This window comes from Pseudomonas sp. PDM16, from assembly GCF_014851865.1.
Taxonomy (GTDB): Bacteria; Pseudomonadota; Gammaproteobacteria; order Pseudomonadales; family Pseudomonadaceae; genus Aquipseudomonas.
This window is the reverse complement of sequence record NZ_JACVAM010000004.1, coordinates 476868-488998: the sequence shown is the minus strand read 5'-3', so window position 1 is coordinate 488998 and position 12131 is coordinate 476868. Positions and strand designations below refer to the sequence as shown.

Here is a 12131-nt window from a genome sequence, read left to right as displayed (position 1 = left end):
AGGAACAGGAAAACCCTGTAGAACAGAGACTGAGATTCCAAGGGCAGTACTACGATCAGGAAACAGGGCTGCACTACAACCGGTTCAGGTACTACGATCCGGATATCGGGCGCTTCATCAGCCAGGACCCAATCGGCTTAAGGGGAGGGATCAATAACTACCAGTACGCGCCGAATCCGGTGGGGTGGATTGATCCCGTTGGATTAATAAGAAAATCTGGTAGATATCATGGTAAAAAGCCGACATACGAAAATGCTGGTCATCACGATCCTGCCTCACCTAACTTTCGTGGGGGTGGGAGTAAAACATCTATTCTTCCTTGTCACCATCGGCAATTAGCCGCAAAAGCTATTCCCGATAACGAAGGCAAGCATTGGTATGCAGTAGACGATAGAGGGATTTTTCATCGCTTTGGAAATAGTAATAACGGAAAGATGCACTGGAATGGTGATTCTGCGCAGGAAAGGGGTTTGGTTATTCCCCCGGACGTCATGAAAAGGCTTAGAGATATGATAAAAGACGGTAAGGTTGTATCTGTATGTTAAATGAATTGTCGTCATTGGGTATTAAATATGATTTTTCTCCAGCTACGGTGGGAGGATATTGCTTTGTCTCTATGTCCATCAGTGTGGATGATTTTGTTGTTGGGGACATGAGGGCAGTATCTGTTCTTGGCTTGATGGTAGGAGAGGCAGAGAAAATAGTTAGTGGCTTGCTGGCCTTAAAAGATGATAATTCTATAGATGTAGGGTTGGATTGCTTTAGTGGTTTTGGTGATCTTTTTGATTATTGTTTTGAGTGTGTTCTTGGTGGGGTTAAGGATCCGGTCAGACATAAAATATTTGGGTGGGTGGTAGATAGGACGATTGTTGCGTTCCCTTTTGCTAATGAGTGCTTCGATGGTGAAATAGGTTTTTTTTCTTACCTAGGGGGTAACAAGGGTTTTTTGATGTGGCGGGATTTTGAAACTCTGCAGATAAACAGTCGACTAATATCCTATTCGTCCTATGTTGACTTGTGGCAGGGGTTTCTTAGGGATGCTAGTGCTTTCGTTGATTAATTCGTGCATTGAAGTTCTCTCGCGTGTGCGGTAAGTCTCTGCTCGGTAACGTTGCGAGGAAATATGAAGGTATCTTTAAGGTGCCTGATTTTCTTGTTGGATGTTATCTAAAAATATGTTGGTCTCCTTGGGTTGTTCGGGTTTTAATAATTACCTTGTTTATGGTTGGTGTGGGGTGGCTTTTGATGGGTTGTTTCTGGGTTTTTCAAGGTTGGAGAAGAATTAGATAGGGTCGGTAATCTTTTTTGCATAAGGCTCTAGGCGAAAGGCTAGGGTTGTCAGGGGTGTTCGATTTTGGTTTTGGCAGAAATTAACTAATTTTTATAATCACTTAGGTGCTAATGATTGATGGGGGAGGGGTAATAGGGAGGGCTAGTAAAGTTCGTAGTAGGGGCTGTGACAATCAGATTGTTATATAGACGAGGTCACGACTGATTCGGAAACTCCCTTTTATTCTTGATGGCGTCATGGCGCTGGCTAAGTAAGGCAGTTATTTTTACCGAAGGTATTTGGCCGGCCTTGGATTGACTACGCAGAGAGCCCGATCAGCCAAAGCAGGCTGAACAAGCAGCCTCTCTAATGGCATTGCTGCAGCACTCAGCGGCCGAAATCGTTACTCGCTATTCACCTGGCTACGCGTTTTCACCAGCGACAGCACCACCCCTCCCGCCAGCAGGCCAAAGGTCACGCCGAGGGAGAGTAGGGCGGGGATCTTGCCGATGAAACCGTGTAGGAAGATCTTGCCGCCGATGAAGATCAGCACCAGCGCCAGCGCGTACTTGAGGTAGACGAAGCGGTGCATCAGCGCCGCCAGGGCGAAGTACAGCGAGCGCAGGCCGAGGATGGCAAAGATGTTCGAGGTGTAGACGATGAACGGGTCCTGGGTGATAGCGAACACCGCGGGCACGCTGTCCACGGCGAACACCAGATCGGCCAGTTCGATCAGCACCAAGGCGAGGAACAGCGGTGTAGCGTAGAGCAGGGGGCGCTCAGCGCCCGGTGGACGGCGGCGGATAAAGAAGTGGCCATCGTGCAGCTCGTCGGTCACCCGCATATGCCGGCGCAGGAAACGCAGCATGGGGTTCTGCGACAGGTCGGGGTGCTGTTCCTCGCGGCTGAACATCATCTTCACGCCGGTGAACAGCAGGAAGGCGCCGAAGAGGTAGAGAATCCACTCGAACTCCTTCACCAGCGCCGTCCCCAGGCCGATCATGATCGCCCGCAGCACGATCACCCCGATGATCCCCCAGAACAGTACCCGGTGCTGGTAACGCCGAGGGATGCCGAAGAAGCCGAAGATCATCGCCATGACGAACACGTTGTCCATCGACAGCGACTGCTCGACAAGGAAGCCAGTGTAGAACTCCAGCGCGTGCTGGCTACCGAGCTCGAACCAGACCCACAGGCCGAACAGCACGCCGACGCTGAAGTAGCCGCTGTACAGCAGCAGACTCTCGCGCATCTCGATTTCGTGCTGATCGCGGTGCAGGATGCCGAGATCGAACACCAGCAGGGCGATGACGATACCGAGGAAGCTCAGCCACAGCCAGGTAGCCGTGCCGAGCAGGGGAGTGGTGAAAAAAACGATGAGCTGATCCAAGAGCGCGCCCCTTAGCCGTTGCCATTTCAGACAATGACTCCGACATCACGGCGAGGGCTCGCCGCCAGAGGGGCCCGGCGTCACTGGCGGCCACCGACCGGCGGCCATCCAGTTACAAGGCTAGAGCGGTTCCAGGGGTTCGGCAATGTGCCTGGTGTCGCAGGAGTAGTGCCTCAGTACACCCACACTTCCACGCGGCGGTTCTTCAGGCGGCCGTCGTCACCGCTGTTGGCGGCGACCGGCATCTGTTCGCCGAGGCCGGTGATCTCACGGAAGATCACCCCGCCCTTGGACAGGTCACGGCGTACGGCCATGGCGCGCAGCTTGGACAGCAGTGCGGCGCGCTGGGGATCGCTCTTGGCGTCGCCGAAGCCGACCAGCACCACTTTCTGGCGCAGTTTGTCGTTGTTCCTCAGGTAGTCCAGTACCCGCGTCAGGTCGCGTTGGGCCTTGTTGTCCAGTTCGGCGCTGCCTTCCTGGAAACGGAAATTGACGGACAGGCGCTGGGCTTCGCCGGTCAGCTTGCGATAGTCGTCCGGCATACCGGCGGAGGGCTCCACCTTGACCGCCTGGACTGTCTGGGGGATGAAGCCGCTCTGCTCGACGATGGCCTGGCCAGCCGGGCTATGAGCGAACTGCACCAGCGACTTCACCCACTCGTTGGTGGTGCCCGGCGGGTTGTAGAGGAACAGGCGGCGGGAGAGCGGGTAATCCTCGGTAGCGATCAGTGTGGCGCTGGGCAGCATTGGCTGCGACTGGCCATCGGCGATGGCCAATGGCTTGCTCTGGCGCACGTACGGCAGACCGATGAAACCTATGCCGCCCGCGTCCTGGCTGACGCCGTCGGATAGTTGGTTGCTCGACTCGAAGCGCTTGGCATTGCCGGCCAGGCTCTTGCCGTTGGCGGCCAGAACCAGTTCCTTGAAGGTGTCGAAGGTGCCGGACTTGTCATCGCGGGCATACAGGTGGATCTCGCCCGGGTTCCCGCCGAGGGCGGCCCAGTCCTTGATCTCACCGGAGAAGATGGCGGCCAGTTGCTCGGTGGTCAGGGCCGATACCGGGTTGCCGGGGTGAACGATGATGGCCAGGCCATCAATGGCGATTACCTGCTCGGCGCCAGCACCCTGCATGTTGCCAAGTGCCTGCAAACTGGCCGCCTCGGCATCCTTGATCGGTCGCGAGGACGCTGCCAGGTCGGCGCTGCCGTCCTGTAGCGCGACGAAGCCAGTGCCCGAGCCGTGGGCCGCCACTTCGCTCTGCAGGGTACGGCCGAGCTTGTCTTCGGCCAGCACCAGTTGCTCGTTCTCGGCTGCACCGGGGGCGACGCGGATATTGCGGAAGCCCTGGCTCTCGTACAACCCACTGATCAGTGCCGGGCCGAGCTTGGCGCCGATGGTGTTGGAGCCCTGGATGCGCATGAGGGTAACGCTCTCGGCTGCGAACACCGACCAGGGCAGGGCGTAGCAGATGAAACCCAGGAACAACCATACGTAGGCATGGTTGAAGATGTGCCGATTGCTGGCTGGCAGGGCTTGCGACATTGAGCGAACACCTTGTGCTAGAGGGGTTAAGGCGTCGCGGAGATTAAGTCGAAAAGATTGCGGGGATGTGACAGGGGGCGCGACTGCGCCCCCTGGATCAGCTCAGTTCCAGCCAGATCGGCGCGTGATCGGAGGGCTTCTCCATCCCGCGCAACTCGTAATCCACTCCCCCGTCCTTGATGCGCGCCTGCAGGGCCATTGTGGTGAGAATCACATCGATACGCAGGCCACGCTTGGGCTCGTCCTCGAAGCCGCGGCTGCGGTAGTCGAACCAGCTGAAGCGGTCGTTCACCGACGGGTTCAGGTGACGGAAGCTGTCCGTCAGGCCCCAGCCCTTGAGGGTCGCCAACCATTCGCGCTCTTCCGGCAGGAAGCTGCACTTGCCGGTCTTCAGCCAGCGCAGGCGATTGGGCTCGCCGATGCCGATGTCGATGTCTTCCGGCGAGATGTTGATGTCGCCCATCACCACCAGCGCCTGGCTCGGGTCGAAGCGCTCCACCAGCAGTTGCTGCAGGTCAGCATAGAAGCGCTGCTTGGCGGGGAATTTCACGGGGTGATCGCGGCTTTCGCCCTGGGGGAAATAGCCGTTCATCACGGTCACCGGGTTGCCATGCTCGTCGGCGTAGGTGCCATAGATGAAGCGCCGTTGGGATTCCTCTCCATCGTTGGGGAAGCCCTTGTGCAGCTCCAGCGGCGCTTGGCGTGAGAGCAGGGCGACACCGTAGTGGCCCTTTTGCCCGTGGTAGTGCACGTGGTAGCCGAGCTGGCGGATTTCCGCTTCTGGGAACTGGTCGTCGGAGACCTTGGTTTCCTGCAGGCCAATCACGTCCGGCTGGTGTTTCTCGATCAGCGCCTGCAGCTGGTGCGGGCGGGCGCGCAGGCCGTTGATATTGAAAGAAACGATCTTCATGAAAGGCTTCCGGCGGTAAAAAAGGCGATGCTAGCCCAGCTCCCTCGCGACGGCCAGCGTCTGGCGAGGGTGGGGTGGCGGTGCTACCTTGGCAGGCGACCCGTCGGATGCATAACAACAAGAAATTCCTAAAAAGAGGTCAGCCTGATGCCCCATCGTACCGCCGAAGTTCGCATGCTCGACCATGGCTACAGTCGCGAGGCACGCTCCCTGCTGTACCACGCCTACCGTCACGACCCGACCTTCGCTTATCTGTTCGAGAGCGAACGCCCCGGTTTCGACCAGCGGGTGCGCGCTACCGTGCGCGAGTTGGTGCATCAGCACTTCTCCGAAGACCTGCCGGCGATAGGCCTGGTGATCGAGGAGCGGCTGGTAGGTATAGCCCTGATCGCACCACCGATCCGCCGATTGGGCATCACGGAGAGCTGGGGCTGGCGTCTGCGTATGCTGATGACCACGGGGTTTCGCTGCACCAAGCGTTATCTGGAATACCACGATGCGGTGCTTGCCTGTTTGCCACCAGGGCCATACCACGTGCTTCCGCTGATCGGTGTGCACCCGCAGTTCCAGGGCCAGCGCCTGGGAGAGCAACTGCTTGCCGCACTGCATGACTGGTGCGCCGCCGATGCAGGTTCGCAAGGCGTGGTGTTGGATACCGGCAATCCGCACTATCTGGAATTCTACAAGCGCCAGGGCTATGAGGAGATCGGTGAGGTGGCGCTAGGGCCCATTCGCGAGCACGTATTCTTCCATCCCAACCCGCAGGCGGCTCGGCAGGCCAGCGCTTGAACTCATAGCGGAGCAGCCCGCTTGCGGCTCGTGATTCGCCGCGAGCGTGCTAGCATCCGCTGCCATGAGTGTTCCAGGAAGGCTCCTCGTCGTTTTCGTTTCGTTCGTCCTCGCGTCCAGCGCCTTGGCGCAGGCCCGTCTCGACCTGCGCATCGAACCGCCCAACGGTGAGCTGAAACACAATATCGAGGGCTACGTCGGCACCTTGCAGGCCGACGATGAGACAGAGCTGCAGCGCCTGGTGCCTATCGTCGAGGCCCAGGCCCAGCGCGCTGGGGAGGCTCTGGGCTTCTACCAGGCTCGAATTGCCAGCGATGTGCGCAGCGGCCGCGACGGCCTGCGCCTGGTGCTGCGCATTACCCCAGGCGAGCCGATTCGCCTGCGTAACGTGGATATCCGCATCGTCGGCGCAGCGCAGAAACTAAAGGGGCTGCGTCTACCCTCCAGCAAGCACCTGCGTAGCGGCGCTCAGCTCAACCATGGGCACTACGAAGACGCCAAGCGGCTTATCCAGAACCAGGCCTCGCGCTATGGATTCTTCCGCGGGCACTTTACCCGGCAGAGCCTGCAGATCGATCCACAGGCCGGCGTCGCCGACATCGAACTGGTCTACGACAGTGGCCCGCGCTACCGGCTCGGCGCGGTGCGCTTCTCCGGCGATGCGCCGTTCGACGAGGAACTGCTGCAGCGCATGGTGCCATTCGAGGCTGACACCCCATACGACGCCGAGCTGATCGCCGATCTCTACCAGTCGCTGCAGGGCAGCGGCTACTTCGACAGTGTGCGGGTCGATGCCGTGCCGGCGCAGGCCAGTGGCGAGAGCATCCCGGTTGCGGTCCAGCTCACCACGCGCAAACCCCGCACCTTCGGCATCGGCGGCGGCTTTTCCACGGATGTCGGCCCGCGTGGACGCTTCAACTGGACTCGCCATTGGGCCAACCCGCAGGGGCACAGCTACGGTGTCGAGAGCGAGCTGTCGGCCCCGAGGCAGAACGTTGGTCTGTGGTACGACGTGCCGCTTGATCCGCCACTGACCGACAAGCTGCGCTTCGCCGGTGGTTACCAGTACGAGGAAATCGCCGATACCGACAGCCTCAGCAAACTGCTGAAGATCGGCCCCGAATGGCATCACCGCCTGGACAGTGGCTGGCAACAGGTGCTGTCGCTCAAGTGGCAGCGCGAGGAGTACGAGCTAGGCGACGACTCCGGGCTGAGCAACCTTGTGATGCCCGGCGCCAGCTACTCCTACCTGCAGAGCGACAACCGCCTGGACCCCAACAATGGCTATCGCATCCAGGCCGACGTGGCGGTAGCCAAGAAAGGCCTGCTGTCGGATGCTGACGTGGTCCACGGCAACCTGATGCTCAAGGGCCTGGTTACCCTGTATGAACGCCACCGCTTCCTCGGACGTCTGCAGCTGGGCGGCACCGAGACCAGCGACTACGACTCGATCCCGCCATCGCTGCGCTACTTCGCTGGCGGCGACCAGAGCGTGCGTGGCTACGACTACCAGTCGCTGTCGCCTGAGGACGACGAGGGCCGCAAGGTCGGTGGCCGCTACCTGGTCGCCGGCAGCCTGGAATACCAGTACGCCTTCGCCGAGAAGTGGCGCGCGGCAGCCTTCGTCGATCAGGGCAACGCCTTCGACTCGCTGGAAATTCCGACCCTCAAGAGCGGTGTCGGCTTCGGCATTCGCTGGGTCTCGCCGGTCGGCCCGCTGCGCCTGGACCTAGCCCGCGCGCTGGACGATGACGGCGGCTTCCGCCTGCACTTCTCCATGGGGCCGGAACTGTGAAGCGGCGCATCGCGTGGGCGGTTTTGCTCGTCGTGCTGGGCGTGACGCTGCTGCTGGCGTCGTTGCTGGGGACGACCACGGGCAGCAGTTGGCTGCTGGCGCGCCTGCCGGGTGTGGCGGTCGAGTCTTTCAGCGGCCGCCTGGGTGGTGACTGGCAGGCCGAGCGCCTGAGCTGGACCCAGGGCGAGCAGCGCGTGGAACTGCTGCGCCCCCGGCTGGAGTGGAGGCCCCGCTGCCTGCTGCGCCTGACCCTGTGCCTGCAGCGCGTCGAGGCCGAGCGGGTTGATCTGCGGTTGCCACCGACGAGCGAGGCGGACGAAGCGCCGCTCGAGCTGCCGGTGTTGCGCCTGCCGCTGGCTATCGAGCTGGAACAGGCCAGGGTTGGCCAGTTGAGCATCGACGATGCCGACCCGTTCAGCGATCTGCAGCTGAGCGCACGCTGGGTGGGCGATGGCTTGCGCATCGAGCGCGCCACGTTGCGCCAGGGCGCCTTGGCGCTGAACCTGAGTGGTCACCTGCAGCCGGAAGGCGATTGGCCGCTGCAGGCCGAGGGCACTCTCGACCTGCCGGCACCGGACGATCAGCCCTGGCGCCTGGCCCTGCGAGTAGAAGGCGAACTGCAGAAGAGCTTGGCGCTCAGTGCCGACAGCAGTGGTTACCTGGCCGGGCGCCTGACAGGCGAGGCACAGCCCCTGGCCGAGCACCTGCCTGCCAGCGCGCATATAGAGGTGGAGGCCTTCAAGGCTGTCGCCGAGTTGCCGGATACGCTGCGCCTGGAAACGCTCGTGCTGAATGGCATCGGCAACCTCGCCGAGGGTTACCGGATCGACGGTAGCGCCAGCCTGCCGGGTGACGGTGGCGCGGTGGCAGTGAAACTGCAGGGCAGGGTGGATGCCGCGGGCGCCGAGATTGCCGCGCTGCGTCTGGATGCCGGCGAGGAGCGGTACGCCGAGCTGAGCGGGCAACTGGACTGGCGAGAGGAATTTGCCGCCGAGGCTGCGCTGGACTGGCGCGACTTCCCCTGGACACGGCTGTACCCGCAGCAGACGCCACCGGCGGTGATTGCCCGCAAGCTGCAGGCACGGGCGCACTACAGCGAGGGCGCGTACCGGGGCCAGGTCGACGCCGAACTGATCGGACCTGCCGGTGATTTCAGCCTGAGCACGCCGGTCGAGGGCGACCTGAGCGTTGTGCGCTTGCCGGAACTGCAGCTACGGGCCGGGCAGGGCGAAGTGTTGGGCAGCCTGGGCCTGCGCTTTGCCGAGGGCGTCGCCTGGACGGCCGATCTGAACGTCGACCGCCTCGACCCTGCGTACTGGCTGGCCGAGCTGCCCGGCAGCCTCGCCGGCAAGTTGCTCAGCCAGGGTGAATGGCGCGCCGGCCAGCTCGCTGCCTCTGCCGATCTCGATCTCAAGGGACGGCTGCGTGGTCAGCCGGCAGCCCTGCAGCTGAAAGGCGCGGGCAACGACAACCAATGGCAGTTGGGCACGCTGGATGTTCGCCTCGGCGATAACCGGATTTACGGTGACGGGGCGCTCGATCAGCAACTCAAGGCGCAGCTGCAGCTGGCTGCGCCCCGGCTTGGCCAGCTCTGGCCAGGGCTGCGTGGCGGTCTGCAGGGCCAGCTGACTTTGGCCGGCAATCTGTCTGCACCGCAGGGCCAACTCGACCTGAACGGCCAGGGCATCGGCCTGGAGGATCGTGAGCTTCGCCAGCTGACGCTCGCCACACGCCTGGACGCGGCGCAGCGCGGCAGCCTGGCGCTGACGGCGGCTGGCATCCGGCTGGGCGATACAAGCCTCGGCACCCTGACGGCCAACGGCAGCGGCGACCGCCGGCAGCAACGCCTGAGCCTGGACCTGCAGGGAGAAAAGCTGCAGGCCGCGCTGGATTTGGATGGCTTGCTCAAACAGGAAGCCGCTGGCTGGAGCTGGAGCGGGCGGCTGGCCTCCGGCGAGCTGCGCAGCGGCGGCCAGGACTGGCGCCTGCAACAGCCGGCCAACCTCACCCGGCTGGCCGATGGCCGCCTGAGCCTGGGCGCACATTGCTGGTTGTCTGGCGAGGCAAGCCTCTGCGGCGAAGCGGCGCGCCTGGCACCGGAACCACGGCTACGCTATCGCCTGCAGGATTTCCCGCTGGCCAGCCTGGCGCCCTGGCTGCCGGAGGATTTCGCGTGGGAAGGGCAGCTCTCGGCCGAACTCGCCCTCGACCTGCCCGCCGCCGGCCCGCGAGGCGAGCTGCGGGTGAATGCCGATGGCGGGCGTTTGCGCGTGCGCGAGCAGGAGCGTTGGCTGGATTTCCCCTACCAGCAGCTGAATCTGCTCACGACCCTGAGCCCGCAGCGTATCGACAGCCGACTGGCCTTCGCCGGCGGGCCTCTCGGCACGCTCGACATGCAACTCAAGATCGACCCACGCTCGGCCAGCCGACCGCTGAGTGGCGACTTCCGTCTGGCCGGCCTCGACCTGGCCGTGGCTCGGCCATTCCTGTCCGGTGTCGAGCACCTGGCAGGGCAGCTGAATGGCAGTGGCCGCTTCAGTGGTGGCCTACTGGCGCCCCGTGTCGATGGCAGTCTGGCGCTCAGTGGCGGGGAGGTCTCCGGTGCGCAGCTGCCGCTGAGCATCGAACAGTTGACCCTGCAGGCATTGATCGCCGGCGAACAGCTGCAGTTGCGTGGAGACTGGCGCAGTGGCGAGCAGGGGCAGGGCAGCCTGACTGGCCAGATCGCCTGGGCGCAGGGCGCGCTGGACGGCGACCTGCGTCTGCGCGGGCAGCGTCTTCCGCTGCGGGTGGAACCCTATGCCGAACTGGAGGTAGAGCCCGATCTGCTTGCACGTCTGAGCGAAGGGCGCCTGGCGATCAGCGGGGCGGTGAACGTGCCACGCGGCGCGATCCGGATTCGCCAGCTGCCGCCCTCGACCGTGGCGGTGTCACAGGATGCCGAGGTGGTCGGGCGCCAGCCCACGCAGCGACAGGCGTTGCAGATGGCCATGGATGTGGATGTCAGCGTCGGACGCGACAAGCTCACCTTCGAAGGCTTCGGCCTGAATGCCGAGCTGGCCGGGCGCCTGCGCATCGGCGACAACCTCGACACGCGCGGTGAGCTCAATCTGAACAAGGGGCGCTATCGCGCCTACGGCCAGCGCCTGGACGTGCGTCGTGCACGCTTGCTGTTCACCGGTCCCATCGACCAACCGTTCCTTGATGTCGAGGCAATCCGTCGGGTCGACGACGTCACTGCAGGCCTGCGCATCAGCGGCAATGCAGCGCAGCCACGTACCCAGGTGTTCGCCGAACCGGCGATGAGCGAGGAGCAAGCGCTGTCCTACCTGGTGCTCGGCCGGCCGCTGGGTGGCAGCGGCGAGGACAGCAACCTGCTGGCCGAGGCGGCGCTAGGCCTGGGCCTGGCCGGTAGTTCGTCGATCACCGGCGATCTGGCCAGCCGCCTGGGCATCAGCGATTTCCAGCTCGACACGGTCGGCTCTGGGCAGAAGGCCAGCGTGGTGGCCAGCGGGCGCTTGTCCGAACGGCTCAGCCTGCGCTACGGCGTTGGTGTGTTCGAGCCGGCGAATACCATCGCGCTGCGTTATGACCTGACCCGCAGGCTCTATCTTGAGGCGGCCAGCGGGCTGGCCAGTTCGCTGGACCTGTTCTACAAGCGCGACTTCTGAAGCGCAGCGAATGCCTGACTGTCAAGCCAGGACATTTGCCGGCGACCGTGCTTAACTCTGTGCCCGATCCAACCTCACCCAACCAAAAAAGGACCCTCTCCATGGCTCAAGTCACCCTCAAGGGCAATCCGATCCAGGTCGAAGGCCAACTGCCGCAGGCTGGCCAACAGGCTCCGGCGTTCAGCCTGGTCGCCAAGGATCTGTCCGACGTCAGCCTCGCCAGCCTGGCCGGCAAGCGCAAGGTGCTGAACATCTTCCCGAGCATCGACACCCCGACCTGTGCCACCTCCGTGCGCAAGTTCAACGCCGAGGCCAGCGCGCTGCCCAACACCGTGGTGCTATGCATCTCCGCCGACCTGCCGTTCGCCCAGGCGCGCTTCTGCGGTGCCGAAGGCCTGGACAACGTGGTCAACCTGTCGACCATGCGTGGCGCCAATTTCCTCAAGGACTACGGTGTAGCCTTCGCCAACGGCCCGCTGGTTGGTGTTTCCGCCCGCGCCGTGGTGGTGCTGGACGAGAACGACAAGGTGCTGCACAGCGAACTGGTTGGCGAGATCGCCGATGAGCCGAACTACGCCGCTGCCCTCGCTGCCCTGAAGTAAGCGAAAGCGCGTCACCGACAACGGCCTGCCATATGCAGGCCGTTGTTTTTTCTAAATTTCCAACTTCCTGTTACGTCTATCTAGGTAAAAAGGCGGTAAAGACCCTTTGCCTGGCCGCTGGGAGTACTTATCGTTCACCTTCCCCAGGACAGTGACCCCGCGC

Annotated in this window: 9 protein-coding genes; 6 read left to right on the top strand and 3 right to left on the bottom strand. The window is 62.5% G+C overall.

Features of this window, described 5'->3' with window-relative positions; genetic code table 11:
* Together IB234_RS17075 and IB234_RS17070 are read left to right on the top strand one after the other, a co-directional pair.
* Window positions 1-545 (top strand): RHS repeat-associated core domain-containing protein (locus tag IB234_RS17075; protein WP_192320047.1); only part of this gene is annotated, 545 nt, incomplete at its 5' end.
* Complete coding sequence (locus IB234_RS17070; protein WP_192320046.1) at window positions 539-1060, top strand: hypothetical protein; 522 nt, start codon at window positions 539-541, stop codon at window positions 1058-1060. The genes IB234_RS17075 and IB234_RS17070, both read left to right, overlap by 7 nt.
* Window positions 1061-1673: 613 nt before the next feature.
* Here the strand turns inward: IB234_RS17070 and IB234_RS17065 are convergent.
* The 3 genes from IB234_RS17065 to xthA form a co-directional block, all read right to left on the bottom strand.
* A complete protein-coding gene (locus IB234_RS17065) occupies window positions 1674-2660 on the bottom strand; it encodes a TerC family protein (protein WP_192320045.1) in 987 nt (328 codons plus the stop codon).
* A gap of 173 nt (window positions 2661-2833) precedes the next feature.
* Window positions 2834-4201 (bottom strand): substrate-binding domain-containing protein, encoded by a 1368-nt coding sequence (locus IB234_RS17060; protein ID WP_192320044.1) that lies wholly within the window; start codon window positions 4199-4201, stop codon window positions 2834-2836.
* A gap of 97 nt (window positions 4202-4298) precedes the next feature.
* Entirely contained in the window at window positions 4299-5111 is an 813-nt protein-coding gene (gene xthA / locus IB234_RS17055; protein WP_192320043.1) for an exodeoxyribonuclease III, read from the bottom strand.
* A gap of 147 nt (window positions 5112-5258) precedes the next feature.
* Here xthA and IB234_RS17050 point away from each other — a divergent pair, with 147 nt between their 5' ends.
* From IB234_RS17050 to tpx, 4 genes are all read left to right on the top strand, one after another.
* Window positions 5259-5900 (top strand): GNAT family N-acetyltransferase, encoded by a 642-nt coding sequence (locus tag IB234_RS17050; protein WP_192320042.1) that lies wholly within the window; start codon window positions 5259-5261, stop codon window positions 5898-5900.
* A 64-nt stretch (window positions 5901-5964) separates the two neighbouring features.
* The gene (locus tag IB234_RS17045; RefSeq protein WP_192320041.1) at window positions 5965-7695 is read left to right on the top strand and encodes an autotransporter assembly complex protein TamA; all 1731 of its coding nucleotides are present in this window, start codon (window positions 5965-5967) and stop codon (window positions 7693-7695) included.
* Complete coding sequence (locus IB234_RS17040) at window positions 7692-11366, top strand: translocation/assembly module TamB domain-containing protein (protein ID WP_192320039.1); 3675 nt, start codon at window positions 7692-7694, stop codon at window positions 11364-11366. Before IB234_RS17045 ends, IB234_RS17040 begins: the two co-directional genes overlap by 4 nt.
* A 101-nt stretch (window positions 11367-11467) precedes the next feature.
* Window positions 11468-11968, top strand: a complete 501-nt coding sequence (gene tpx, locus IB234_RS17035) for a thiol peroxidase (protein WP_192320037.1) — start codon at window positions 11468-11470, stop codon at window positions 11966-11968.
* Window positions 11969-12131 lie beyond the last annotated feature (163 nt).

Excerpts from the sequence above, each read along its gene's own strand:
- IB234_RS17070 (WP_192320046.1), top strand. The coding sequence starts at position 539 with ATGTTAAATGAATTGTCGTCATTGGGTATTAAATATGATTTTTCTCCA.
- IB234_RS17060 (WP_192320044.1), bottom strand. The coding sequence starts at position 4,201 with ATGTCGCAAGCCCTGCCAGCCAGCAATCGGCACATCTTCAACCATGCC.
- xthA (WP_192320043.1), bottom strand. The coding sequence starts at position 5,111 with ATGAAGATCGTTTCTTTCAATATCAACGGCCTGCGCGCCCGCCCGCAC.
- IB234_RS17050 (WP_192320042.1), top strand. The coding sequence starts at position 5,259 with ATGCCCCATCGTACCGCCGAAGTTCGCATGCTCGACCATGGCTACAGT.
- IB234_RS17045 (WP_192320041.1), top strand. The coding sequence starts at position 5,965 with ATGAGTGTTCCAGGAAGGCTCCTCGTCGTTTTCGTTTCGTTCGTCCTC.
- tpx (WP_192320037.1), top strand. The coding sequence starts at position 11,468 with ATGGCTCAAGTCACCCTCAAGGGCAATCCGATCCAGGTCGAAGGCCAA.